Raw genomic sequence first — 23,417 nt, 5'->3', positions numbered from 1 at the left:
ACCGCCATCGCGAGCAGGCTCGCTCCTACAGGGATATCTACTGCTGCTGCACTGAAATCACCGGCGCTGGCGTCGGTGACACCAGCACCTTGGCATGCATCTGCTCACACCCGCCGCCCCGGCGCATGCCCCGTACCGGGCAGGCATCCAGATAATCCAGGCCCACCGCCAGTTTCAGGTGACGTTCCGGTCGGGCCAGTTCGTTGGTCACGTCGAAGCTGTACCAGGCATCATCCAGCCAGGCTTCGGCCCAGGCGTGGCTGGCCAGGTGTTCGCTGTTTTCGCTGTACAGATAACCCGACACATAACGCGCAGGAATGCCCAGGCTGCGGGTGCAGGCAAGAAACGCGTGGGTGTGGTCCTGACACACGCCGGAACGCCCGGCAAAGGCCTGGGCCGCGCTGGTGTCCACCTCCGTGGAGCCCGGCGTGTAGGTCATATGCTGGTTGAGCCCATGCATCAGATCGATCAGCGCCGTGCGATCGCGGCGTTGCTTGCATTCCTTCTCGGCGAACGCACGCAGGGCGGCGTCAGCTTCGGTCAAACGGGTGAACCGCAGAAACGGCAGTGCCGACTGGCTCTCGTGTTCGGCCTCACGCATTTCGTCGATATCGACCTGGCCACGGGCGCCGATGATGATCGCCTCGTGGGGCTCGTCCATGGTCAGCACATGCAGGATGTTGCCGAACGGATCGAGTTGCGCCCGCACCGGACGCGGCAGATCGAGCTGCCAGCTGAGCACGTGCTGGCGCTCGCTGTCGTGGGGCGTCAGTCGCAGATACTGGATACTCGCCCGCACCTTGTCTTCGTAGTGATAGGTGGTCTCGTGGCTAATGGAAAGTCTCATGCGGCCTCCAGATAAGAACTGTGAATCGCGTTACCCAACTGGCGCACCAGCGGGATGAACTCGGTCAGCCAGGCGTGCAGGCCTTCTTCGAGAATTTCATGGATGCCGGTGTAGCGCAGGCGTGCGTCCATTTCTGCCGCCAGGCGCTGTGCGGGACGACCGTTGGCCCCCGGCAATTGCGCGAGGATCTGGTCGATTTCTTCAGTGCAGGCGCGCAATGAACGGGGTACATCGGCCCGCAGCAACAGCAGTTCGGCGACATGCCGGGCACCGGGGGCGTCGCGGTAGATTTCCGTGTAGGCCTCGAACGACGACAACGCCCGCAACAACGCGCTCCACTGGTAATACGCGTGAGCGGTGCCATCGCTGACCGCCTCGGCCTGGTCGCCGGCCATTTCGTAGCGGGCATCGAGCAGACGCAAGGTGTTGTCCGCCCGTTCGATAAAGGTCCCCAGACGAATGAAGCGAAACGCATCGTTACGCATGATGGTGCCGTAGGACGCGCCCCGGAACAGGTGGGAACGTTCCTTGATCCACTCGCAGAAACGGCTCATGCCGTAGCGACTGAGGCCCTGTTCGGCGATACCGCGAATTTCCAGCCAGGTGGCGTTGATGTTTTCCCACATGTCGGCGGTGATGCGCCCACGCACCGCATGGGCGCTGGCCCGTGCGGCACCGAGGCAGCTGTAGATGCTCGCCGGGTTGGCCGCATCCAGGGCGAAGAAATGCAGCAGCCGTTCGGCATGCAGTTCGCCATGGCGTTCCAGGTAATCGTCCAGGGTGCCGGTAATCAACAGCGGCATGGCCAGTTCGTGCAAACCGTCGCCACGACCGTCTTGCGGCATCAGTGACAGCGAATAACTGATGTCGAGCATCCGTGCGAGGTTTTCCGCCCGCTCCAGGTAACGCGACATCCAATACAAATCCGAGGCAGTTCTACTTAACATGACAGGCTTCCTTTAATCCTCGACCACCCAGGTGTCCTTGGTCCCGCCGCCCTGGGAGGAATTGACCACCAGGGAGCCTTCGCGCAGGGCGACACGGGTCAAACCGCCGGGCACGACCCGGGTTTCGCGGCCCGACAAAACAAACGGCCGCAAGTCGATGTGGCGCGGCGCGATGCCGTTTTCGACAAAGGTCGGACAGGTCGACAGCGACAGCGTCGGTTGCGCGATGTAGGCATGGGGCTTGGCGATGATCCGCGCACGGAAGGCTTCGATTTCCGCCGCCGTCGCCGCCGGCCCCACCAGCATTCCGTACCCGCCGGAGCCTTGGGTTTCCTTGACCACCAGTTCTGGAAGATTGGCCAGCACGTGGGAAAGTTCAGACGGGTTACGGCATTGCCAGGTCRGCACGTTCTTCAGGATCGGCTCCTCATCGAGGTAGAAACGGATCATGTCGGTGACGAACGGATACACCGATTTGTCGTCCGCCACCCCCGTGCCGATGGCATTGGCCAGTACCACGTTGCCGGAACGGTAGGACGACAGCAGCCCCGGCACGCCGAGCATCGACTCCGGGTTGAAAGCCAGCGGATCGAGGAAGGCGTCATCGAGGCGACGATAAATCACGTCGACCGCTTTCGGCCCGTCGGTGGTGCGCATGTAGACCTTGTCGTCACGCACGAACAGGTCCGCGCCCTCCACCAGTTCCACGCCCATTTCCCGTGCCAGGAACGCATGCTCGAAGAACGCACTGTTGAAGCGTCCCGGCGTCAGCACCACCACGCTCGGGTTATCGATCGGGCTTGAGCTTTTCAGGGTGTCGAGCAGCAGGTTCGGGTAGTGGTCGATGGGGGCAATGCGTTGCGCCGCGAACAGCTCGGGGAACAGGCGCATCATCATCTTGCGGTCTTCGAGCATGTAACTGACGCCGCTCGGTGTACGCAGATTGTCTTCGAGCACGTAATACGTGCCGTCACCGTCGCGCACCAGATCGACACCGGAAATGTGCGAATAGATATCGCGGTGCAGATCCAGGCCCTGCATTGCCAACTGATACTGCTCGTTGGCCAGCACCTGCTCGGCCGGAATGATGCCGGCCTTGATGATGCGCTGCTCGTGATAGAGGTCGGCGAGGAACATGTTCAACGCCTTGACTCGCTGGATGCAACCGCGCTCGACAATCCGCCATTCGCTGGCGGGGATGCTGCGCGGGATGGTATCGAATGGAATCAGGCGCTCTGTGCCCTGCTCGTCCCCGTAGAGCGTGAAGGTAATCCCGGCGCGATGAAACAGCAGATCGGCCTCGCGTCGCCGTTGTGCCAGAAGCTCGTCAGGCGTCTCGGCCAGCCAACGGGCAAACTCCCGATAGTGCGGGCGGACCTGGCCGCCGGCATCGTACATCTCATCAAAATAGGTGCGGATCATGCCGTACTCCTTGTCACTCGGACGTCCAGACCTTCGCAAGGCCCGTGCCATCGGCATAAACGCTTAAATTTCAATCGGTTGGATAATCAAGACGCACTCACCGCACCAATCCTGTGCGACAAATGCCCCAACCTGATTGCCCCCGCTTCATTGCAAGGCGTAGTGGTCGCCTATCACCAGCATAGCCAGAGTTGATTTCACTGCCCGGCAATGGGTGCGGATAATCCGGGCATTCGCTGAAAAGCTCACCGGACTTCCCTTTTAGCCGCCTGCCCAGGCGGCTTTTTTTTGCTGGTTTTCAACGCCCACAAATGAAAACGGCCAACCCGAAGGTCAGCCGTCATTGCCAATTGTCACTGTTCATAAGGTTATGCGAGTCGCCCTCGTACCTCCTGTTTCACACCCCAGCCTTCGATAATGCCGCCCAACGGCTCGACCACCGCTTCGAAACCCTGTTCGAAGTCGCCGATGTCGTCGTAGGTGGCATACATGACTTTGCTCAACTCCAGCGCCCAGGCGCCGTCGTCGCGCACACTGACTTGCGCATTCAGGGATTCACCACGGTGGAAATGACCTGCCGCCCTGCGTGCCCGCTCCTCGTCCGGGAAAATGGCGTAGAACTCGATGGGATGAAACCGCGAAAAGTCAAAACCGCCTTCTTTCATGCGGCGCAGCACGCTGCTGCTGATGTCTTCTTGATAGGCTGTGCTCATGAAACGTCCTCCTCAAAACGATGGATAGACTTTCCGTACTCCCTCACCCGCAACCGAACAGCGCGAGCGACGGCAACCAATGAGCCGGCGGGAAACAAGCATGGAGCTGACAAGACCAGACCTTAGCGATTCAATCGCTGATCTCGCTTGCAGAGTAGCCTCAAGATAGAGCCTCTGCCAAGGTCTGGATGTGAATGCGACAGGTGTCGTTCAGATTGGAGTAATGCCGAGGATTTCAATGCTGTTCTGGAACTTGAGTTCTTTGACGCACGCATCGGCGGTCCGCCCCTCCAGATCGTTCAGATCCAGTTCGGCGACGACAGGAAGAAACCGGGCCTTGATGAGCCTGGCGGCATGCTCGTAGTCCGGGCGCTCGATGCACTCGAACACTTCGTCGACGGTTTCGCCATGATCATCCACGAAAGTGACCTTCCACTTTTGCATTGGAGCCTCCTCGATAAAACCCATGGATGGGCTTACATACTGGTCTGACGCCATCGCGAGCAGGCTCGCTCCTACAGGGTTTTAGTCGTTGCTTGGCTTGTTCACTGCCTGCAATACGTATTGCGGCAAGGCGAACGCGCCAATGTGAATTTCAGGATTGTAGTAGCGGGTGACGATGCCGCTGCCCGTGAAGCGCTGTTGCAGGGTTTCGCGGGACAACTTGCGATAAGCGGTATTGGTCGCGCCCCACGCAAAAGTCATCGAGCCACCGATGTAGGTCGGCACGGCGGCCTGGTAGAAGTGCCAGTCCGGGAACAGGCTGCGCAGGCGACCGGCGGTGGTCTTCACTTCTTCGATCTGCATGAACGGCGTGCCGTTCTGGGTCACCAGGATGCCGCCTTCGTTCAGGCAACGGTGGCAGGCCTGGTAGAAGTTTTCCGAGAACAGCACTTCGCCCGGCCCGATCGGGTCGGTAGAGTCGGAAATGATCACGTCGAATTTTTCAGTGGTGGTGGCGACAAAACGCATGCCGTCGTCGATCACCAGGTTCAGGCGTGGATCATCGAATGCACCCTTGGAGTGGTTCGGCAGGAATTCCTTGCACATATCGACCACGGTGCCGTCGATTTCGACCATGGTGATGTGCTCGACACTGCGGTGCTTGGCCACTTCACGCAACATGCCGCCATCGCCGCCGCCGATGATCAACACGCGTCTGGCGGTGCCATGGGCGAGGATCGGCACGTGGGTGAGCATTTCGTGGTAGATGAATTCGTCGGCTTCGGTGGTCTGGATCACGCCGTCCAGCGCCATCACCCGGCCCATGCGCGGGTTTTCGAAGATCACCAGGTGCTGGTGTTCGGTGCGCACTTCGTGCAGCAGTTTTTCCATGCGAAAACGCTGGCCGTAGCCTTCGTAGAGGGTTTCCAGGTAGTCGCTGGTCGGGGTGTTGCTCATGGGAAGTGCTCCGATGAATGCGGGTGGCAACGGACGGTTACCGTCAGAGACACCGCGGCGATATCATCGCGGGCAAGCCCGCTCCCACAGGGTCGGTGTTGTTTGTGGGAAATCCGTCAGAACTTGACATTGCCCCGCGGCCCGGCGATGGCCCAGATGATCAGTCCCAGCACCGGCAACAGCGCGATCAACAGCACCCAGAGGATTTTCATCCCGGTCTCGGCGCTACTTTTGAACACGTTGATGATGGCCCAGATATCCAGGGCAAAAATGATCAAGGCAACCAGGCTGTTGAACGTGGAACCCATGGTGACGCTCCTGAAGAGTGATTTGCCCCCTCAGGATAGACGGTCGTCGCAAGGATTCCGTTTTATTGACAGTGTTTGGCTATCAGACGTGGATGGCCACTTTCAGGGCTTCCAGGGATGGCGCGGCCGCGATGCCGACTTCGGTGCACAATTCCAGCACCCGTGGCACGTCATTGCCGTAGACCAGGACCACCTGCAATTCGTCATCGAGCAACTGGCTGAAGTTCATCAGCGTGTAGCCACCGTTTTCCTTGTTCATGCTGCTCATCTGCACCTGGATGCGGTTGAGCGCAGTCAGGGCTTCGGTCTTGGCCAGTTGCTTGGGCTTGAGATTGAACTCCACACCAGGGCCGAACGAGGCGACGATCCGGGCGAACAGGTCCATGTAGGTGTCAGCCTGGAACAGCACCGTTTCCGGCAGGCTGCCGACCACCACCCACTCACCCAGCGGGATCGGGAAGGTTTCGTCGTAGTTGATGTCCGGATTGGCTGTCAGGAAAGCATCCTGATCGGCGTAGGCCTGGGCCGCTTCGTCCGCGACCTTGAGGATTTCGTCTTCGCCCATGCACCCGGAGCTGATTTTGCTGATGAGTTCGACGAGTGCGGCTTTCATGGGGAGGATCCTGTAGCGAGGTGAATTTTGAGGGCGCGAAGGATAGCGCATAAAGCAGACGCTGCGGACCTTGTGGCGAGGGGGCTTGTCGGGACGCCGCACCACCCCGTTGGGTCGCGAAGCGGCCCTGATACCTGCGACTGCGATTATCCAGGTCCACCGCGGCTGCCGGGTTCACGACTGCTTCGCAGCCGAACGGGGCGGTGCGGCGTCCCGACAAGCCCCCTCGCCACAAAAGCCCCGTAGCCACAGGGTTCAACGTCAGCCCAGCAGTTTTTCCAGCTGCGCAACCGTATCGGATGCGCCCATGGTCCTGGCAGCTTCCAGCGCGGTGATGCCATTGGCGTCCTTGGCTTTCGGGTCGGCGCCCTTGCTGATCAGGTAATCGACCACTTCGACGCGGTTGAACATCGCCGCCATCATCAGCGCCGTGCGGCCATCGAAGGACGAGCCTTCAACCTGCGCGCCGCCGTCGACCAAGGCCTTGATCACCGCCAGGTCGCCCTTGAAGGCGGCGCCGGCAATCGGGCTCTGGCCGTTGTCGTTGCGGATCTCCGGGTCGGCCTTGTGCTCCAGCAGGACTTTGACTGTGTCCACATGACCGTGATACGCGGCCAGCATCAGCAAGGTATCGCCCTTGTGGTTACGCAGGTTCGGCGGCAAACCCTTGGTCAACAGCGCAGCCATCATCGCCGCATCACCCTCCCGAGCCTTGTTGAATACCTGTTCGGTGAATTCGGCGGCTTCTTCGGGGGTCATCTGGCGGCTTTTGTCTGACATTGGGCACTCCAATTTCTGTCATTCGTAAAAGCCGACAGTTTCCCGAGCACTCCCGGCACTGTCACTTGTTTTTTCTCATGGACCACCATAGCCAGATTCAATAGCGGTACTTGCCGCCGTGAATATCAGACAACAACTGCTCCGTGACCTGCACGTAAGTCTGGGTCCCCGGCAGCCAGGCATAGATCGGGTCATCACCGGTTTTGCCCGGGTCGAAGGCCTCGTCCTTGAGTCGGGTCTTCTGATATTTGAAAGTCCCGGTGGTTTCCATTTTCACTTTCACCCGCAGGAACAACGGCACGGCATAGGCCGGCATTTGCTCACGGGCGAAGGCCAGCAGTTCGCTGAAGTCCAGGGTTGCCAGGGATTCGGCGGGAGTGATCGCCGCCATMCCGGCCCGGCCATTGGTGTTGCGGATTTCCACGCCATAGGCCACGGCTTCGGAAATATGCGGGTGTTGCAGGAGGATGTTTTCAACCTCCGTGGTCGAGACGTTTTCGCCCTTCCAGCGGTAGGTGTCACCCAGGCGGTCGACAAACTGCGCATGACCAAAGCCGATGTTGCGCAACAGGTCGCCGGTGTTGAAGTAGCGGTCGCCCTGCTCGAACACATCGTGGAGCACGACCCTGGCGGTTTTCTGCGGATCGGTGTAGCCGTCCAGCGGTGCCTTGTCGTCGATTTTTGCCAGCAACAACCCCTGCTCTCCCTTGGCGACCTTGCGCATCAGCCCATTGGCCTGACGAATCGGCGCGCCGCTGTTGTGGTCGTATGCGACCAGCTCCCAGCGCATCAGGGAAAAACCGATGGTGTTGTCGAAATTCAGAATGTTGGTGAACCCGATATTGCCGTCGCTGGCGGCGTACAGCTCGCAGATGTGATTCACCGCAAAGCGGGTCTTGAACTCTTTCCAGGCGCCGGGACGCAAGCCGTTGCCAATCATTTTCTTCACGTCGTGCCGGTTGTCGTCGGCGCTGGGCGGTTGATCGACCAGGTAGCGGCACAGTTCGCCGACATAACCGATGGTGGTCGCCCGGTACTTGCGCACGTCGTTCCAGAACTGACTGGCGCTGAACTTGCGGCGGATGGCGAACCCGCTGGCACCACTGACGGCCGAACCCCAGCACACGCAAAGCCCAGTGGCGTGGTACAGCGGCAAGGTGCAATAGACGACATCGTCCGGGCGCATGTCCAGGGCGATCATGCCGAAACTCGCAGAGCTGCGCATCCAGCGACCGTGCTTGAACACGCCAGCCTTGGGCAGCCCCGTGGTGCCCGAGGTGTAGATATAGAAGCAGGGATCGTCGAAGAAAATCTGCTGGCTGCTGGCCGGGTTGTCGCTGGCGTCGTCGAGACTGACGGTCATCAGGTTAATGAAACCTTCAGGCGCGATGCCCGGTTGGCGAGAGGTGTCCTGATCGGCGACGAACCAGGTGCGCTCAGCCTTGATCGACACCCGGTCACGAACCGCCAGGTACGCCGGGACCAACTCCTCCCCGACAATGATCGCCGCCGGCGCCACCAGATTCACACTGTGCACCAGGGTGTCGCGGGTCTGTGAGGTATTGAGCAACGCGCTGATCGCGCCGACCTTGGCCACCGCCAGAATCGTCACCAGCAGTTCGGGGCGGTTCTCGATGAAGACCGCCACCACATCACCCTTGCCGATGCCTTGGCCGATCAAGTGATGGGCGATGCGGTTGGCCCATTGATTGACCTCGGAATAACTGAGTGTTACGTCGCCTTGCAACAGCGCCGGGCCATCCGGGTTGCGCAATGTGGCTTGCTCGAAACTCCAGCCCAAACCACATGCCTGGGTCGGGTCCTTGACGTTGGCGACCTTCATGCCCTTCACCACCCGGGGGATGGCTTTGGCAATGGAAGGCAACTTGCGGAGCATCATGCCCCAGGTAATCGTGTCGTTCGACGTGCGGCTCATGATGCTCCCGTTCGATCTTTTTATTGTCGGGCTGCGATGACTGAATCCGAAAATACGTCAACGCTTCTTGAGCTGTACACGCGGTTTTTGAAATGTTTTGTATCTACGATCTTGATCTGTGATCTTGATCCGCGACTGCGCTGCGCGAAGGTGATCCCGTGCACGCCAATTGGTTCCATCGAGTCGCCGACGTACCTGCAAAATGCAGGATGCACGATGGCCATTCATGCAGATTGCACGAAAGCAAAAATCACTGAAAACCGTAACATGTTGATTTTGCTTAACATTATTCAGCTGAAATGAATGGCACAAAGGCTGCAACAGTCTCTCCATGCTTGCTATTCAAATCATCATGGAGCTGAACGACATGAGCCTTATCCAGGAAAAATTTTCGTCCTTGTTCTCCAACTTCGCAGTCACTACCCAGGACCGCCCTGATGGCGGGATTCTGCTGACCTTGCGCAGCGCCGACGGCAGAGAATTCAAGCGCTCGATTTCCTATCAGCAATTGCACAATGGTGACCAACTGTCATGGGTCATCAGTGCGATTCGCCGTGACCTCGCTGAACAAGCCAGTGAGCTGCCGCAGATTTCCATGCTGCAGAGCCAGCAACGGTTTGCCCTGCCGACCTATCACACGCTGTAAATAAAATTGCCGGAAAAACACTGTGGGAGCGAGCCTGCTCGCTCCTACAAGTTGTGTAGTGCTTAGAAGGCAGCGGGATTTATCCGCGCAAAGCTGTCCACAGTGACATGCCCTGCCAGTTCCCCGCCTTCACGAGCCAGCCCACAGGTAGCCATCCCCGCCGCACGCGCCGCATCCAGCTCTTCGACGATGTCGGACAGGAACAGAATCTGCCCCGCCTCGATGTTGATCGCCTGGGTGATGTTGGCGTAGGACTGCACCTCGCGCTTAGGCCCTGACGTCGTATCGAAATAGCCGCTGAACAACGGCGTCAGGTCCCCCGCCTCGGAGCAACCGAAGATCAGCCGCTGGGCCTGGATCGAGCCGGACGAATAAACAAAAAGTTGATAACCGGCCTGATGCCAGTCTTTGAGCGCCTCAACGGCGTCCGGGTACACATGCCCCTTCAACTGCCCGGCCTGATAGCCCTGCTCCCAGACCATGCCCTGCAACGCTTTCAACGGCGTGGCCTTGCGGTCTTCGGCAATCCAGCCCAACAGGATCTCGATGACCCGTTCGACGTCGGCATTCAGCTCGTTGCTGTCACGGCGTACGGCGGCCAGCTGTTCAGCCACGTCAGCGCGCTCGGCCTGCTGACGAACGAACTCCGGCAGATGTTTGGCTGCATAGGGAAACAGCACGTCGAACACAAAACTCACCGCGCTGGTGGTGCCTTCGATATCGGTGAGAATCGCTTTGATCGGCATCGACTCAGTCCTCAAGACGCGGAAATTGGCTGGCGATGTCTTCACCGGTGAAATTGGCCACCCAGCCTTCCGGGTTGTTGAACAAGCGAATCGCAATGAAGTGCGGATGCTCGCCCATGTCGAACCAGTGTTTGGTACCCGCCGGCACCGAGATCAGGTCGTTTTTTTCGCACAGCACCGCGTAGACGTAATCGTCGATGTGCAGGGTAAACAGGCCGCGCCCGGCGACGAAAAATCGTACTTCGTCTTCGCCATGTCGGTGTTCGTTGAGGAATTTGGCGCGCAATTCGGCTTTTTGCGGGTGGTCGCTGTTGAGGCTGATCACGTCGACGGTGATGTAACCGCGTTCGGTCATCAGCTGGTCGATTTGCGCCTGATAGGCCGCAATCACTTCATCCTGGCTCGCGCCCGGCTGGAGTTTGGTGGCGGCCTGCCAACGGTCGAAGCGCACGCCTTGTTCGGCCAGGGTCGAGGCGATGTCTTCGAAATGGGTCAGCACCTTGTTGGGAATTTCAGGGCTGGAGACGTGATAAACGGACAGGCTGCTCATCAGGGCAACTCCTTAACGGTTCATGCTTTAGGGTTCAAGAGCGAGCGCATCTTCAATTCGCACTCGAACAAAAATTCAAAGGCCTCGATCTGCCGCAGGGCATCGCTCATGCGCGTGCCCCAGGTGTAGAGGCCATGGCCGCGGATCAGGTAGCCGACGCAATCGGGATGGGCGTCGAGCCAAGGCTGCACCTTGGCGGCCAGGCGCGCAATGTCCTGGTCGTTGTCGAAAATCGGCACGCGCACCCGGGATTCGTGGGTCGTCACACCGCTGAAGGCCTTTTGCAGTTCGTAGTCTTCAAACTCGATGAAGTCTTGTTGCGTCAGGCGCGACAGCACGGTGGCATTCACCGAGTGGGTGTGCAGCACGGCACCGATCTCTGGGCGCCAGCTGTAGAGCTGGGTGTGCAACAGGGTTTCGGCGGACGGTTTCTTGCCCGGTTCCAGGCTGTTGCCTGACAGGTCGGTGGCCAGCACATCGTCCATGCCGAGTTGCCCCTTGTGCTTGCCGGACACGGTCAGCAAGGCTTCGGTCGGCGACAGGCGGGTCGAGTAATTGCTGCTGGTGGCCGGCGACCAACCGCGGCCATACAGAAAACGCCCGGCGTCGATGATTTCCTGGGCGAGGTGTTCACGGGTAAGGCTCATGGCCTGTCCTCTTGCATACATGTGGCAATGATAACGGCAGCCGCGACGGCTGCGAGGCTGGCAATACTAAAGGTCAATGCGGCGCCAAGGGCGTTCCAGCTGTAACCGGCGTACAACGCGCCCAATGCGCCACCGGTGCCGGCCAGGGCGGCATACAGCGCCTGACCCTGGCCTTGCTGGCGCGCGCCGAAACTACGTTGCACGAATTGAATGGCAGCGGCGTGAAAACTGCCGAACGTCGCCGCGTGCAGCACCTGGGCAAACAACAGCACCCAAAGAAACTCCGCGAGCGTGCCCAGCAACAGCCAACGCAGCGCCGCCAGCAGAAAACTGGCCATCAGCACCCGGCGCAGCGAGACGCGCGCGAGGATCCGGCTCATGGCCAGAAACATCAGGACTTCGGCAACCACGCCGACCGCCCAGAGCATGCCGATCACTCCGCGGCTGTAACCCAGTCGCTCAAGGTGCAGCGTTAAAAACGTGTAATACGGCCCGTGGCTCATCTGCATCAGCGCCACGCAGGCGTAAAACGCCAATACGCCGGGGTTGCGCAGCTGCTTGAGAAATCCCTCCCCCGCCACCCGGTTGCCCGGCGCCGGTTGAGCGTTCGGCACCCACAGGCTGCTGAGCACGATGCCGGCCAGGATCAGTACCAGCGCCGCCGGGTAGATGTCGAGGCTCAGCCATTCGAACAACCGCCCCAGCGCGACCACGGTGATGATGAAACCGATCGAGCCCCACAGGCGAATCTGGCTGTAGCGCGAAGTCTGCCCTTGCAAGTGCGCCAGGGTGATGACTTCGAACTGCGGCAACACCGCGTGCCAGAAGAACGCATGCAAGGCCATGACCATCGCCAGCCAGGCGTAGGTCTTGCTGACGAAAATCAGCGAGAACGTCAGCAATGTGCACACTGCACCGAAGCGCACGATGGCCAGCCGCCGGCCGGTGTAGTCGCCCAGCCAGCCCCAGATGTTCGGCGCCACGCAACGCATCAGCATCGGGATCGCCACCAGTTCGCCGATGCGCGCAGCACTGAACCCGAGGTGATCGAAGTACAGCGCCAGAAACGGCGCTGTCGAACCGAGCAAAGCGAAATAGAACAGATAGAAACTGGAGAGCCGCCAGTACGGGAGCGCCGCCACGCCGGTCAAACCGCAGCGGCTGCGAGGTCAGCCATTAAAGCTGACCCAGCACCGGCGTGCTCACACGCACATCGGCGTTCTGCCCACGGTGACGCAGCAGGTGATCCATCAGCACGATGGCCATCATCGCTTCGGCAATCGGCGTGGCGCGGATGCCGACGCACGGGTCGTGACGACCCTTGGTGATTACTTCCACCGGGTTGCCATGGATGTCGATGGAACGGCCCGGCGTGGTGATGCTCGACGTCGGCTTCAGCGCCAGGTGCGCTACGATTGGCTGACCCGAGGAAATACCACCGAGAATGCCGCCCGCGTTATTGCTGAGGAAACCTTCCGGGGTCATTTCATCGCGATGCTCGGTGCCGCGCTGGGCGACGCTGGCGAAACCGGCGCCGATTTCCACGCCCTTGACCGCGTTGATGCTCATCAGTGCATGGGCGAGTTCGGCATCGAGACGGTCGAAGATCGGCTCGCCCAGGCCTGGCATCACGCCTTCGGCGACCACGGTGATTTTCGCGCCGACCGAATCCTGGTCGCGGCGCAACTGGTCCATGTAGGCTTCCAGTTCCGGCACCTTGTCCGGGTCCGGGCTGAAGAAGGCGTTCTGCTCAACCGATTCCCAGGTCTTGAACGGGATTTCGATCGGCCCGAGCTGGCTCATGTAGCCGCGAATGACGATGCCCTGGCTGGCCAGGTATTTTTTCGCAATCGCACCGGCCGCGACGCGCATCGCGGTTTCGCGGGCCGAACTGCGACCGCCGCCGCGGTAGTCGCGCTCGCCGTACTTGTGGTGGTAGGTGTAGTCGGCGTGGGCCGGGCGGAACAGATCCTTGATCGCCGAGTAGTCCTTGGACTTCTGGTCGGTGTTGCGGATCAACAGGCCGATGGAACAGCCGGTGGTGCGCCCCTCGAACACGCCGGAGAGGATTTCGACTTCGTCGGCTTCCTGGCGCTGGGTTGTGTGGCGGCTGGTGCCGGGTTTGCGGCGATCCAGGTCACGCTGCAGATCCTCCAGGGATATCTCCAGGCCCGGCGGGCAGCCATCGACAATGGCGACCAACGCCGGACCATGGCTTTCGCCCGCGGTGGTGACAGTGAACAGCTTGCCGTAGGTATTGCCGGACATGCAGGACGCTCCGTGAAATGAACCTGAATACGTAATGCGCGCCAGTATACGCAGGCTACCCAAGTAGTTCATCCTCGAACCTTATGGGTGCCTGTGAGTCCAACCGGCACCTTCTTGATGATGGCGCGATGATGCTGCGAGTTCTAGCCTTGAGCCTTACCCTGATTTCCGGCTTCGCCCAGGCGACTGTCCTGCAACGACCGATCACATTGGATACAGGCACTGGCGAGCTTTTCGGCTCGCTGTTACTGCCAAAATCCGACAATCGAGTGCCGGTTGTCCTGATCATTTCCGGTTCCGGCCCTACGGATCGTGACGGAAACAACACCGACGGCGGGCGCAATGACAGCCTCAAGCGCCTTGCCTGGGTGCTGGCCAAACACAACATTGCCAGCGTGCGTTACGACAAACGTGGCGTGGCCGCGAGCCTGGCCGCGACCCCGGACGAACGCAACTTGACGGTAGAGGCTTATGTGTCCGATGCCCAAGCCTGGGGCCGGAAGCTCAAGACCGATCCGCGCTTCGGCAAACTGATTGTGCTGGGTCACAGCGAGGGCGCCTTGATCGCCAGCCTTGCTGCGCCGGGCATCGATGCCGACGCGGTGATTTCTGTCTCGGGTAGCGCAAGACCGGTGGATCAGGTCATTCGCGAGCAACTGGGCAATCGCCTGCCGCCACCGCTGATGCTGCGCAGCAATGAATTGCTCGACAGCCTCAAGGCCGGGAAACCCGACGACAATGTGCCGCCACCCTTGCAGGCGATTTTCCGTCCGAGCGTACAGCCTTACCTGATTTCCCTGTTCCGCCAGGACCCGGCCGCGGCATTTGCCAAGCTGAAGATGCCGGCGCTGATCATCCAGGGCAGCAACGACATCCAGGTTGGCGTCAATGACGCAAGGCTGCTCAAGGCGGCCAAACCGGACGCCGAACTGGCGCTGATCGAGGGCATGAACCACGTCATGCGCATCGTGCCCAACGACGTCAAACGCCAGCTGGCTTCCTATAAAGACCCGCAGTTGCCCCTGGCAGCGGAACTGGGCACGCGAATCCTCGGGTTTATCGACGGACTTCGCACCAGCTAAGCGCTGCCGGGGGCGTTCTCAACCAGTTTTCACCGCGTGAAAATGGTTGAGAACAACCCCAGCCCTCCAGTCTTGAAAAAAACGGCCGATAAGCCTTTGTCGCCAGCAGATTGGCTGGCGACAAGCTGAGCTTGGACAGGATCTCGCCGTTATGACTGACACCCAGACTTCACCCGACACCACCGCTGAAAAAGACGCACCGCCAGCGGTCGAGCTGCCCTGGGCGGACGTCCACGTCGAGCACCACAAGATGCTCCGTCTGGCGCCGCTGCAGACTGACCGCAACACGGGCGGGCGCCCGTTGCGCTTTGTCGAGCTCGGCTATGCCGAGCGCAACGACAAGGAACGCAGCCTGATGCGCATGAGCATCACCCTGCCCGGCCAGCGCGTGCGCAAGGAACAGAATCATCTGGACGTGTGGGTCGATCACACCGAAAAGCGCGTGCATTTCGCCCCGGATAGCGGTTTGCAGGTTGAACCGCTGAACCGCGGCATTGGCCGATTCATGGCGGCCCAGGGCATCAACTGGGCGAAGAAGCGCTGGCCGACCTACACCGTCGACGGCTTTGACCWGAGCAACAAGGAAGCGCTGAACGAAGACACCCGCCTGCGCCGCGATCATTTTTTACGCGTGCACGGTTTCGACGTGGTGTATGCCGATGCCCAGCATTTGAAAGGCAGCGTCAAGCCGGTCAAGGTCGGCGACCTTGCTGGCGACTGGAACAGCGAAAAACTGCAGGTCGTGGAAATTCTCGAGGCGGCGCAGATGCTCCAGCAAGCCGAGCAGAACCTGGCCGAGCAGGAAGTCAAACTCAAGAAACACGAAGAAAAAGTCAGCAAGTACAAACGCGAAGACGCCGGACTGCGCTTCACCATCACCTGCCTGGTGGCGTTTGCGGTGTTTCAGGCGGGGTTGCTGATCTGGATTGCCACGCACCGGTAAAGGCTTGAGAGCGCGGCGCATTCATTGTAGGAGCGAGCTTGCTCCGGGCGGCGTTCCGACGATGGACCTGAGAGCAAGCTCGCTCCTACAAGGGTCAGACGCGGGAAGCGAACAACGCCTGATGCTCACGGCACTGCTGCGCGCTCAGCATGAATACGCCATGGCCGCCACGCTCGAACTCCAGCCAGGCAAAGTCGACTTCCGGGTACAACGCCTCGACGTGCACCTGGCTGTTGCCCACTTCGACAATCAGCAAGCCCTTCTCGGTCAGATGATCCGCCGCTTCGGCGAGCATGCGCCGTACCAGGTTCAAACCGTCATCGCCGCAGGCCAGGCCCAGTTCCGGTTCGTGCTGGTATTCGTCCGGCATGTCGGCGAAATCCTCTGCATCGACGTAGGGCGGGTTCGACACGATCAGGTCGAAACGTTGTCCCGGCAAGCCCTCGAAACCGTCGCCCTGCACCGTGTACACGCGCTCATCGACACCATGGCGCTCGATGTTCTGGTTGGCCACTTCCAGCGCTTCGAACGACAGGTCTGCCAACACCACCTCGGCATGCTGGAACTCGTAGGCGCAGGCAATGCCGATGCAACCGGAACCGGTGCACAGGTCGAGAATCCGCGCAGGCTCCGAAGCCAGCCACGGGGTAAAACGATTTTCGATCAACTCGCCAATCGGTGAACGCGGGATCAGCACACGCTCATCGACGATGAACGACATTCCGCAGAACCAGGCCTCGCCCAGCAGATACGCAGTCGGTACCCGCTCTTCGATACGGCGCTTGAGCAAGCGCTGCAAATGGACCAGTTCGTCGTCTTCCAGATTGCAGTCGAGGTAGCTGTCGGCGATTTCCCACGGCAGGTGCAGTGCGCCCAACACCAATTGCCGGGCTTCGTCCCAGGCGTTGTCGGTGCCATGACCGAAAAACAGATCCTCCCCATGGAAGCGACTGACGGCCCAACGGATATGGTCACGCAGGGTGCGAAGGCGGGAAGTGATCACGACGGCAAACTCCAGAAAAATCGACGGGCGATTCTACCAGTCAAACGACGTCACGACGACGCGGGAAACTACCGATTCAAATGTAGGAGTTATCCATTTTTTCGCCAGGCTATTGAACAAAACGTGACTATTGACAAGGCTACAGGCCAGCAACGACGGCACCTACGATCGTAGCGATTCACAGAACCGCTCAGCCAGAGGACAATGTCGCAAAAGCCCCACTCCAAGGAGCCCCAGAATGTCCGTTCCAAAAACGATGTTTCAACTCAGCGGCCGCGGTTATCCGGCAGCCAAACTGAGTCATGCGACCCTTATCATCATCGATGCCCAGAAAGAATATTTGAGCGGGCCGCTGGCCCTCAGCGGCATGGATGAGGCCGTCGCGAACATCAAGCAGTTACTCGCCGCGGCCCGTGCCGCTGGCCGGCCGATCGTGCATGTCCGCCACCTCGGCACGCTCGGTGGAATGTTCAACCCGCAAGGCGTCGGTGGTGAGTTCATTCCGGGTCTTGAGCCACAGAACGACGAAACCATCATCGGCAAATTGCTGCCGAGCGCGTTCCACGGTACCGAACTGGCCAAACGCCTGGAGGACCTCGGCGCCCTCGACCTGATCGTCTGCGGTTTCATGAGTCACTCCAGCGTCAGCACCACCGTGCGCGCAGCGAAGAACCTGGGTTTCCGATGCACACTTATTGAAGACGCCTGCGCCACTCGCGATCTGCCCTACAAGGGCGGTGTACTGAGCGCCGCGCACGTTCATCAGACCGAAATGGCGATCATGGGCGATAACTTTGCCACCCTCGCCTTGACCCACGAACTGGTCTGATCAGCGCCCAATGAGCGGTCAAAAACGCCGCTCATCCGCAAAAGCCTCTCATTAGCCGTAATTGTCTTAGCCTCAGGAACATCCCGGTCAACTCCCGGTCGAAGGGCCGATACCCATTGAGGAAGGTCGGAATGAAGTTATCCGATGGTTTTGACGCTCGCCGCTTGCGGCCCAAAGGCCAACGCAATTGGCGTTTTCGAATCGGCGCAACGATAGCCGCGTTGCTGGCCATGAGCGGTGTGTTGCTCGCCATGGCCGGTGTCGCCAGCCTGCTCGGTCACGCCCCCGCCCTCGGCGAGATGAACACCAACCGTGCCGGTGCGGCGGTGATCCTGGCGATTGGTCTGGTGGTGCTGTACCTCGGCGTGTGGCTGTGGCGCCGCTGCCGTCGCCGCTCGCGTCAGTCACAAGAACTGAACATGTCCCCGCATCTGATGAAAAAACACGACTGAGACCAAGGTCGAGACCGAACGCCGCGCGTTTTGTCGCGCCCGATTCGCTTCGAGTTGGGTAAACTGGCCGCCCTTCGCGGAGGCTGACATGCAAGACGACGATTTTTCCCTGTTCAAAAGCGCGATCCAAGGCGTCAAGCCGATCAAGCACGATCGCGCCGAAACCGGCAAACCCAAGGCTGACCGCGCGCAGATTGCCAAACTGCGTCTAGCGGCCACTGTGCGCACCGAATCCACCACCGTTGACGGGCTGTCCGATCAGTTCGTCATCGACGTCGGCCCTGAAGACGAGCTGATGTGGGCACGTGACGGCGTACAGGAAAGCCAGATGCGCAAGCTCAAGATCGGCCAGATTCCGTTCGAAGGCAGCCTCGACCTGCATGGCATGAGCGTGGAAAAAGCCCGGGAAACCCTCTGGGCCTTCCTGGCCGAAGCGACCAGGTTCGAAATCCGCTGCGTGCGCGTCACCCATGGCAAGGCTGTACGCCTGGACGGCAAGCGGCCGATGATCAAAAGCCACGTCAACACCTGGCTGCGCCAGCATCCACAGGTGCTCGGCTTCACCTCGTGCCAGGCCAAACACGGCGGTGCCGGCGCGGTTTATGTGATGCTCAAACGCACCATGATGGAAGGTCGCGACGAGTAAAGCTGATGCGCCACGCTTGCAGCGTCGTGTCCGCCACCGTACCCTTGCCCTTTGCGTAAAATCCCACAGGTAGTTTCATGTCCCTGGAACAGAATTACACCGCGATCCTTGGCCAACTGGGCGAGGACGTCTCCCGCGAGGGCCTGCTCGACACGCCCAAGCGTGCCGCCAAAGCCATGCAGTACCTCTGCCGCGGCTATGAACAGACACTGGAAGAGGTCACCAACGGTGCCCTGTTCAGCTCCGACAACAGCGAAATGGTGCTGGTCAAGGACATCGAGTTGTACTCGTTGTGCGAACACCACCTGCTGCCGTTCATCGGCAAGGCTCACGTCGCCTACATCCCGAGCGGCAAGGTTCTGGGCCTGTCGAAGGTGGCGCGGATCGTCGATATGTACGCCCGTCGCCTGCAGATCCAGGAAAACCTCAGCCGCCAGATCGCCGACGCGGTCCAGCAGGTCACCGGCGCCCTGGGCGTTGCGGTGGTGATCGAGGCCAAGCACATGTGCATGATGATGCGCGGTGTGGAGAAGCAGAATTCGACGATGATCACCTCGGTGATGCTCGGTGAGTTCCGTGAGAACGCTGCGACCCGCAGCGAATTCCTCAGCCTCATCAAGTAATTCGCGGCACGAAGAAAACCGGCACTCATCGCCGGTTTTTTTTCGTCCGCAAAAAATCAGGTAAGCTGCGCGCCCTTCTTCATTTGCACCGTGAGGCTTTCAACGTGTTCGTAAAAGCGCTTCGTGTCGGCCTTGGCCAACTGATCATCTTCATCGACTTCATCACCCGTCCGGGCAAGAAAAAGCGCCCCGCCGCGGCTCAGGCCCAGGTTGAAGCGGCCGCCAAGGGCCTGACGCTGTATCAATTCCACGCCTGCCCGTTCTGCGTGAAGACCCGCCGCACCCTGCGCCGCCTGAATGTGCCGGTGGCCCTTCGCGATGCGAAGAACAACGAGCAGGATCGTCAGACCTTGCTGGAGCAAGGCGGCAAGATCAAGGTGCCGTGCCTGCGTATCGAAGAGAATGGCCAGACCACCTGGATGTATGAGTCCAAGGTGATCATTGATTATCTGGACAAGCGTTTCGCGGCGGCCTGATGTATTTTCGGTGAGGCTGATGGCCTCTTCGCGGGCAAGCCCGCTCCCACAGGTTTTGTGCACGCCACAGTCCCTCTGTGGGAGCGGGCTTGCCCGCGAAGAGGCCGGCACAGGCACCGCAAACCTCAGACAAAAATAAACCGGCCCATTGGCCGGTTTATTTGTATCTAGCCCGCTTGCGCCGCCTGCGCCTGTCGCACCACCGCCGCCAAGCGCTTGAGCCCTTCATCCAGCCGCGCCGGATCAATGTGGCTGAAGTTCAACCGCAGATATCCCGGATGATTATCCGGCTCGGGGAAAAACGGTTCGCCCGGCATGAACGCCACGTCGTTGGCCAGCGCGGCGTTAAGCAAGGTTCGGGTGTCCTGTGGCTGCTTGAGTTTCAACCAGAAAAACAGCCCGCCCTGCGGCACGTTCCAGTCCGCCAGATCCGAAAAGTGAGTTTCCAGCGCTGCCTGGAACGCATCCCGACGTCCACGGTAAAAGTCGCGTAACTCACTGCGGTGTTGCTGATATTTCTCGCTGCCTATCCATTGCAGCGCCTGCCACTGGCCGACCCTATTGGTGTGCAAATCCGCCGACTGCTTGAGTTTCAACAGATGGGGAAACAGGTCTGGACTGGCGATCAGGTAGCCGACGCGTAAACCCGGCAACAGGGTTTTAGACACAGTGCCGGTGTAGATCCAACTGGCGTTTTTCAAGCGACTGACAATCGGCCTGGCGCTGCCGCCATCAAAGGTCAGTTCGCGGTAAGGCTCGTCTTCGATCAAAGTGACGCCGAACTCATCAAGCAACGCGGCCACCGCATCGCGCCTGGTTTCGCTGTAACGCACGGCCGATGGATTCTGGAAGGTCGGGATCAGGTAGATGAAGGCCGGACAGTGTTTTTCCAGGCGTGCGCGCAATTGCGCCAGGTTCGGACCGTCAGCCTCCAGCGGCACGGTCAGGCATTCGGCGCCGAACAGCTGAAAAATCTGCAACGCCGCCAGATAAGTCGGCGCTTCGAGCAGGACTTCAGTGCCCTTGTCGATGTAGAGCTTGGCTGCAAGGTCCAGGGTCTGCTGTGAGCCGCTGACCACCAGCACCTGGCTCGCCTCACATGGCACGCCCAACGCTCGCGCTTCGGCGGCCAGGGCTTCGCGCAGCGCCGGCTCGCCTTCGCTCATGCCGTATTGGCCCATGGACAACGGCATGTCGGCCCATTCGACCTTCGGCAGCATGGCTTCGGCGGGCAGGCCGCCGGCAAACGACATCATCTGCGGACGCTGAGCCGCGGCGAGGATTTCACGGATCAAAGAACTTTTAAGGCGCGAGACACGTTCGGAAAAAGCCATGGGGATCACCGGTAGCGAGGCACGAGGAGAATGAGTCAAACTTGTTGACCGAAATTACGCCAGCTCGAATGGATACGTCAATATGCTTGACCTTAAAAACCCGATCTCCCAGCAGCAAGCCATGGAAGCGTTTTTCTTCGGCTACCAGGCCTTTACCGCCAAGGCCGATGAAATGCTCGAACGTCGCGGCCTGAGTCGGGTGCATCAGCGCATCGTGTTTTTCATCGCCCGTTACCCGAACCTGAGCGTCAAGGAGTTGCTGGCCTTGCTAGGTGTGAGCAAGCAGGCGCTGAACATGCCATTGCGACAATTGCTGGAGATGCATCTGGTCGACAGCGTCGCGTCCGAGACTGACAAGCGTAAGCGCTTGCTGGAATTGACTGCTGAAGGCGCACGGTTTGAGCAGGCGTTGAGGCGCGAGCAGGTGAAATTGCTGGAACGGGTGTTTGCCGAGGCCGGGGAGACGGCGGTGAATGGGTGGTTGGCGGTGAATCTGGCGTTGGGAAAGAGTCATTCGCCGGCTGAATGAGTGTTTTGGCTACTCCATAAGCGTTGGCCGATCTGGCCTCTTCGCGGGCAAGCCCGCTCCCACAGGTTTTGTGAACACCATAGAACTAATGTGGGAGCGGGCTTGCCCGCGAAGGGGTCGGAACAGGCGATATATCCCTAAAGCCAAACTTTTCGTCGACAAAACCAAAAACATTATTTGCATTATTTGTATACAAAAGCATAATCCACCTCGTGCGAGTTCCTGACCAAGCGGTCAACAAATTCGCAAGTGCCTCAAAGGGCCGCTGCCACCCTCATGGGTCCGGCCCTGGAAATAACAATAAAACTCTTGAGGAGTATTCGCTGTGGAAAGCCGCAAATCCGAAGCATCGACGCTGGATCTCTCGCCGCCATTACGCAATGGCTTGCTGGAACGTCTGTTCAAACTCAGCTTGCACGGCACCACGGTGAAGACCGAGCTGATTGCCGGTCTGACAACCTTTATCACCATGGCTTACATCATTTTCGTTAACCCCAACATCATGGCCGACGCCGGGATCGATCACGGTGCCGCGTTCGTCGCCACCTGCATCGCCGCGGCACTCGGTTGCCTGTTGATGGGCCTGTACGCCAACTGGCCAGTCGGCCTGGCACCGGGCATGGGGCTGAACGCCTTCTTCACCTACACCGTGGTCGGCACCATGGGCTACAACTGGGAAACCGCCCTCGGCGCGGTGTTCGTTTCCGGTGTGCTGTTCATGATCCTGACCTTCTCGCGGATCCGCGAATGGCTGCTCAACAGCATCCCGGTCAGCCTGCGCTTCGCCATGGGCGCCGGCGTGGGTCTGTTCCTGGGGCTGATCGGTCTGAAAACCGCGGGTATCGTCGTCGATAGCCCGGCTACCCTGATCAAGCTCGGTTCCCTGCGCGAGCCCGGCCCGCTGCTCGCCGCCGTGTGCTTCCTGATGATTGCCATCCTCAGCTATCACAAAGTGTTCGGCGCAATCCTCATCAGCATCATTACCGTGACCCTCGCCGGTTGGGGCCTTGGGCTGGTGCACTACGAGGGCATCATGTCGGCCCCGCCAAGCCTGGCCCCGACCTGGATGGCCATGAACGTCGCCGGTGTGTTCAACGTCAGCATGATCAGCGTGGTCCTGGCGTTCCTCTTCGTGCACATGTTCGACACCGCCGGCACACTGATGGGCGTTGCCCAGCGCGCCAATCTGGTGGGCGCTGACGGCCGCATCGAAAACCTCTCCCGCGCCATGAAAGCCGACAGTGCTTCCAGCGTATTCGGCGCAGTGGTGGGTGTTCCGCCAGTAACCAGCTACGTGGAAAGTGCTGCCGGCGTCGCCGCTGGTGGTCGGACTGGTCTTACCGCAGTCACCGTTGGTGTGCTATTTATAGCTGCAATGTTTTTCGCACCACTGGCCGGCATGATTCCCGCCTATGCCACCGCTGGCGCACTGATTTATGTAGCAATGCTGATGATGGGCGGCATGGCCCACATCGAATGGGATGAAGCGACCGACAGCATTCCGGCGATTGTCACCGCAATCATGATGCCGCTGACCTTCTCGGTTGCCGACGGTATCGCGCTGGGCTTCATCACCTACGTGGCGCTGAAGGCCGGTACCGGCAAGTACAAGGAAATTTCCGTAAGCCTGTGGGTGCTCTGCGCGATCTTCATCGCCAAGTTCATCTTCCTGTAAA

Annotated in this window: 27 protein-coding genes; 10 read left to right on the top strand and 17 right to left on the bottom strand. The window is 59.9% G+C overall.

The annotated features are described in order from the left end of the window. Nucleotides 1-37: 37 nt before the first annotated feature. The 10 genes from AB4Z35_RS16565 to AB4Z35_RS16520 form a co-directional block, all read right to left on the bottom strand. Entirely contained in the window at nucleotides 38-847 is an 810-nt protein-coding gene (locus tag AB4Z35_RS16565) for a transglutaminase family protein (RefSeq protein ID WP_007988084.1), read from the bottom strand. Next, nucleotides 844-1,794, bottom strand: coding sequence for an alpha-E domain-containing protein (locus AB4Z35_RS16560; protein ID WP_007971901.1), 951 nt, complete (start codon nucleotides 1,792-1,794; stop codon nucleotides 844-846). The genes AB4Z35_RS16565 and AB4Z35_RS16560 overlap by 4 nt, the downstream gene beginning before the upstream one ends. Before the next feature lie 12 nt (nucleotides 1,795-1,806). After that, a complete protein-coding gene (locus AB4Z35_RS16555) occupies nucleotides 1,807-3,216 on the bottom strand; it encodes a circularly permuted type 2 ATP-grasp protein (RefSeq protein WP_442098146.1) in 1,410 nt (469 codons plus the stop codon). A gap of 368 nt (nucleotides 3,217-3,584) precedes the next feature. Then, nucleotides 3,585-3,929, bottom strand: a complete 345-nt coding sequence (locus AB4Z35_RS16550; protein ID WP_007988090.1) for a ribonuclease E inhibitor RraB — start codon at nucleotides 3,927-3,929, stop codon at nucleotides 3,585-3,587. Nucleotides 3,930-4,139: 210 nt separating this feature from the next. Beyond that, nucleotides 4,140-4,373 carry a hypothetical protein gene (locus tag AB4Z35_RS16545; RefSeq protein ID WP_442098144.1) on the bottom strand — a complete coding sequence of 78 codons (234 nt, stop codon included), beginning with the start codon at nucleotides 4,371-4,373 and terminating at the stop codon, nucleotides 4,140-4,142. A gap of 81 nt (nucleotides 4,374-4,454) precedes the next feature. Beyond that, on the bottom strand, nucleotides 4,455-5,330 hold the full coding sequence (gene speE / locus AB4Z35_RS16540; protein WP_007993064.1) for a polyamine aminopropyltransferase: 876 nt from the start codon (nucleotides 5,328-5,330) through the stop codon (nucleotides 4,455-4,457). A gap of 116 nt (nucleotides 5,331-5,446) precedes the next feature. Beyond that, nucleotides 5,447-5,638, bottom strand: coding sequence for a PLD nuclease N-terminal domain-containing protein (locus AB4Z35_RS16535; RefSeq protein WP_007993066.1), 192 nt, complete (start codon nucleotides 5,636-5,638; stop codon nucleotides 5,447-5,449). A gap of 82 nt (nucleotides 5,639-5,720) precedes the next feature. Beyond that, on the bottom strand, nucleotides 5,721-6,251 hold the full coding sequence (locus tag AB4Z35_RS16530) for a hypothetical protein (protein WP_442098142.1): 531 nt from the start codon (nucleotides 6,249-6,251) through the stop codon (nucleotides 5,721-5,723). A gap of 261 nt (nucleotides 6,252-6,512) precedes the next feature. Continuing rightward, on the bottom strand, nucleotides 6,513-7,031 hold the full coding sequence (locus tag AB4Z35_RS16525) for an ankyrin repeat domain-containing protein (protein WP_442098140.1): 519 nt from the start codon (nucleotides 7,029-7,031) through the stop codon (nucleotides 6,513-6,515). A 97-nt stretch (nucleotides 7,032-7,128) separates the two neighbouring features. Beyond that, a complete protein-coding gene (locus AB4Z35_RS16520; RefSeq protein ID WP_442098139.1) occupies nucleotides 7,129-8,967 on the bottom strand; it encodes a long-chain-acyl-CoA synthetase in 1,839 nt (612 codons plus the stop codon). A 367-nt stretch (nucleotides 8,968-9,334) separates the two neighbouring features. On the opposite strand from AB4Z35_RS16520, the gene AB4Z35_RS16515 reads away from it, so the two are divergent. Beyond that, nucleotides 9,335-9,613: a DUF3509 domain-containing protein gene (locus AB4Z35_RS16515; RefSeq protein WP_108232290.1), complete on the top strand. Its 279-nt coding sequence runs from the start codon at nucleotides 9,335-9,337 to the stop codon at nucleotides 9,611-9,613. 62 nt (nucleotides 9,614-9,675) lie between these two features. Here the strand turns inward: AB4Z35_RS16515 and mtnC are convergent, their stop codons facing one another. Genes mtnC through aroC form a run of 5 tightly spaced genes read right to left on the bottom strand, consistent with a single transcriptional unit; the run spans nucleotide 9,676 to nucleotide 13,824 of the window. After that, a complete protein-coding gene (gene mtnC / locus AB4Z35_RS16510) occupies nucleotides 9,676-10,359 on the bottom strand; it encodes an acireductone synthase (RefSeq protein ID WP_442098138.1) in 684 nt (227 codons plus the stop codon). A gap of 4 nt (nucleotides 10,360-10,363) precedes the next feature. Further along, nucleotides 10,364-10,909 carry a 1,2-dihydroxy-3-keto-5-methylthiopentene dioxygenase gene (locus tag AB4Z35_RS16505; RefSeq protein ID WP_007988110.1) on the bottom strand — a complete coding sequence of 182 codons (546 nt, stop codon included), beginning with the start codon at nucleotides 10,907-10,909 and terminating at the stop codon, nucleotides 10,364-10,366. A 20-nt stretch (nucleotides 10,910-10,929) separates the two neighbouring features. Continuing rightward, nucleotides 10,930-11,556 (bottom strand): methylthioribulose 1-phosphate dehydratase, encoded by a 627-nt coding sequence (locus tag AB4Z35_RS16500; RefSeq protein WP_442098136.1) that lies wholly within the window; start codon nucleotides 11,554-11,556, stop codon nucleotides 10,930-10,932. Beyond that, nucleotides 11,553-12,698, bottom strand: coding sequence for an MFS transporter (locus AB4Z35_RS16495; protein WP_007993073.1), 1,146 nt, complete (start codon nucleotides 12,696-12,698; stop codon nucleotides 11,553-11,555). Before AB4Z35_RS16495 ends, AB4Z35_RS16500 begins: the two co-directional genes overlap by 4 nt. Nucleotides 12,699-12,732: 34 nt before the next feature. Continuing rightward, nucleotides 12,733-13,824, bottom strand: a complete 1,092-nt coding sequence (gene aroC, locus AB4Z35_RS16490) for a chorismate synthase (RefSeq protein ID WP_007993074.1) — start codon at nucleotides 13,822-13,824, stop codon at nucleotides 12,733-12,735. Nucleotides 13,825-13,907: 83 nt separating this feature from the next. On the opposite strand from aroC, the gene AB4Z35_RS16485 reads away from it, so the two are divergent. Then, nucleotides 13,908-14,906, top strand: a complete 999-nt coding sequence (locus AB4Z35_RS16485) for an alpha/beta hydrolase (RefSeq protein WP_442098134.1) — start codon at nucleotides 13,908-13,910, stop codon at nucleotides 14,904-14,906. 151 nt (nucleotides 14,907-15,057) lie between these two features. Continuing rightward, a complete protein-coding gene (locus tag AB4Z35_RS16480) occupies nucleotides 15,058-15,849 on the top strand; it encodes a hypothetical protein (protein ID WP_442098133.1) in 792 nt (263 codons plus the stop codon). 94 nt (nucleotides 15,850-15,943) lie between these two features. Here AB4Z35_RS16480 and prmB read toward each other — a convergent pair whose 3' ends face one another. Next, nucleotides 15,944-16,852 carry a 50S ribosomal protein L3 N(5)-glutamine methyltransferase gene (gene prmB, locus AB4Z35_RS16475; RefSeq protein ID WP_007993078.1) on the bottom strand — a complete coding sequence of 303 codons (909 nt, stop codon included), beginning with the start codon at nucleotides 16,850-16,852 and terminating at the stop codon, nucleotides 15,944-15,946. A 238-nt stretch (nucleotides 16,853-17,090) separates the two neighbouring features. On the opposite strand from prmB, the gene AB4Z35_RS16470 reads away from it, so the two are divergent. The 5 genes from AB4Z35_RS16470 (at nucleotide 17,091) to AB4Z35_RS16450 (ending at nucleotide 19,878) form a co-directional block, all read left to right on the top strand. Continuing rightward, entirely contained in the window at nucleotides 17,091-17,681 is a 591-nt protein-coding gene (locus tag AB4Z35_RS16470; RefSeq protein WP_007993079.1) for a cysteine hydrolase family protein, read from the top strand. A 131-nt stretch (nucleotides 17,682-17,812) separates the two neighbouring features. Next, nucleotides 17,813-18,133, top strand: a complete 321-nt coding sequence (locus AB4Z35_RS16465; protein WP_007988126.1) for a hypothetical protein — start codon at nucleotides 17,813-17,815, stop codon at nucleotides 18,131-18,133. Nucleotides 18,134-18,221: 88 nt separating this feature from the next. Continuing rightward, nucleotides 18,222-18,779: a Smr/MutS family protein gene (locus AB4Z35_RS16460; protein WP_108232268.1), complete on the top strand. Its 558-nt coding sequence runs from the start codon at nucleotides 18,222-18,224 to the stop codon at nucleotides 18,777-18,779. A gap of 77 nt (nucleotides 18,780-18,856) precedes the next feature. Continuing rightward, entirely contained in the window at nucleotides 18,857-19,402 is a 546-nt protein-coding gene (gene folE, locus AB4Z35_RS16455; protein ID WP_007988130.1) for a GTP cyclohydrolase I FolE, read from the top strand. 104 nt (nucleotides 19,403-19,506) lie between these two features. Further along, nucleotides 19,507-19,878, top strand: coding sequence for a glutathione S-transferase N-terminal domain-containing protein (locus AB4Z35_RS16450; protein WP_007988133.1), 372 nt, complete (start codon nucleotides 19,507-19,509; stop codon nucleotides 19,876-19,878). Between the two features lie 167 nt (nucleotides 19,879-20,045). On the opposite strand, the gene AB4Z35_RS16445 is transcribed toward AB4Z35_RS16450, so the two are convergent. After that, the gene (locus AB4Z35_RS16445; protein WP_442098131.1) at nucleotides 20,046-21,212 is read right to left on the bottom strand and encodes an aminotransferase-like domain-containing protein; all 1,167 of its coding nucleotides are present in this window, start codon (nucleotides 21,210-21,212) and stop codon (nucleotides 20,046-20,048) included. Between the two features lie 82 nt (nucleotides 21,213-21,294). On the opposite strand from AB4Z35_RS16445, the gene AB4Z35_RS16440 reads away from it, so the two are divergent. Both AB4Z35_RS16440 and AB4Z35_RS16435 read left to right on the top strand, forming a co-directional pair. Further along, nucleotides 21,295-21,741: a MarR family winged helix-turn-helix transcriptional regulator gene (locus AB4Z35_RS16440; protein WP_442098130.1), complete on the top strand. Its 447-nt coding sequence runs from the start codon at nucleotides 21,295-21,297 to the stop codon at nucleotides 21,739-21,741. Nucleotides 21,742-22,066: 325 nt separating this feature from the next. Continuing rightward, on the top strand, nucleotides 22,067-23,416 hold the full coding sequence (locus AB4Z35_RS16435) for an NCS2 family permease (RefSeq protein WP_007993083.1): 1,350 nt from the start codon (nucleotides 22,067-22,069) through the stop codon (nucleotides 23,414-23,416). Nucleotide 23,417: the final 1 nt, after the last annotated feature.

Origin of the sequence: Pseudomonas sp. KB_15, from assembly GCF_052114525.1 — a bacterium.
Taxonomy (GTDB): Bacteria; Pseudomonadota; Gammaproteobacteria; order Pseudomonadales; family Pseudomonadaceae; genus Aquipseudomonas.
Note: the sequence above shows the minus strand (reverse complement) of the source record. Positions and strands in the feature narration are given on the sequence as shown.

Bases quoted from the DNA above. Each gene is read 5' to 3' on its own strand.
- speE (WP_007993064.1), bottom strand. From the start codon at position 5,330: ATGAGCAACACCCCGACCAGCGACTACCTGGAAACCCTCTACGAAGGC.
- AB4Z35_RS16560 (WP_007971901.1), bottom strand. From the start codon at position 1,794: ATGTTAAGTAGAACTGCCTCGGATTTGTATTGGATGTCGCGTTACCTG.
- AB4Z35_RS16545 (WP_442098144.1), bottom strand. From the start codon at position 4,373: ATGCAAAAGTGGAAGGTCACTTTCGTGGATGATCATGGCGAAACCGTC.
- AB4Z35_RS16470 (WP_007993079.1), top strand. From the start codon at position 17,091: ATGTCCGTTCCAAAAACGATGTTTCAACTCAGCGGCCGCGGTTATCCG.
- AB4Z35_RS16550 (WP_007988090.1), bottom strand. From the start codon at position 3,929: ATGAGCACAGCCTATCAAGAAGACATCAGCAGCAGCGTGCTGCGCCGC.
- AB4Z35_RS16525 (WP_442098140.1), bottom strand. From the start codon at position 7,031: ATGTCAGACAAAAGCCGCCAGATGACCCCCGAAGAAGCCGCCGAATTC.
- AB4Z35_RS16530 (WP_442098142.1), bottom strand. From the start codon at position 6,251: ATGAAAGCCGCACTCGTCGAACTCATCAGCAAAATCAGCTCCGGGTGC.
- AB4Z35_RS16465 (WP_007988126.1), top strand. From the start codon at position 17,813: ATGAAGTTATCCGATGGTTTTGACGCTCGCCGCTTGCGGCCCAAAGGC.
- AB4Z35_RS16515 (WP_108232290.1), top strand. From the start codon at position 9,335: ATGAGCCTTATCCAGGAAAAATTTTCGTCCTTGTTCTCCAACTTCGCA.
- AB4Z35_RS16460 (WP_108232268.1), top strand. From the start codon at position 18,222: ATGCAAGACGACGATTTTTCCCTGTTCAAAAGCGCGATCCAAGGCGTC.
- AB4Z35_RS16445 (WP_442098131.1), bottom strand. From the start codon at position 21,212: ATGGCTTTTTCCGAACGTGTCTCGCGCCTTAAAAGTTCTTTGATCCGT.
- AB4Z35_RS16535 (WP_007993066.1), bottom strand. From the start codon at position 5,638: ATGGGTTCCACGTTCAACAGCCTGGTTGCCTTGATCATTTTTGCCCTG.
- AB4Z35_RS16440 (WP_442098130.1), top strand. From the start codon at position 21,295: ATGCTTGACCTTAAAAACCCGATCTCCCAGCAGCAAGCCATGGAAGCG.
- aroC (WP_007993074.1), bottom strand. From the start codon at position 13,824: ATGTCCGGCAATACCTACGGCAAGCTGTTCACTGTCACCACCGCGGGC.
- mtnC (WP_442098138.1), bottom strand. From the start codon at position 10,359: ATGCCGATCAAAGCGATTCTCACCGATATCGAAGGCACCACCAGCGCG.
- AB4Z35_RS16565 (WP_007988084.1), bottom strand. From the start codon at position 847: ATGAGACTTTCCATTAGCCACGAGACCACCTATCACTACGAAGACAAG.
- AB4Z35_RS16485 (WP_442098134.1), top strand. From the start codon at position 13,908: ATGGGTGCCTGTGAGTCCAACCGGCACCTTCTTGATGATGGCGCGATG.
- AB4Z35_RS16500 (WP_442098136.1), bottom strand. From the start codon at position 11,556: ATGAGCCTTACCCGTGAACACCTCGCCCAGGAAATCATCGACGCCGGG.
- AB4Z35_RS16505 (WP_007988110.1), bottom strand. From the start codon at position 10,909: ATGAGCAGCCTGTCCGTTTATCACGTCTCCAGCCCTGAAATTCCCAAC.
- folE (WP_007988130.1), top strand. From the start codon at position 18,857: ATGTCCCTGGAACAGAATTACACCGCGATCCTTGGCCAACTGGGCGAG.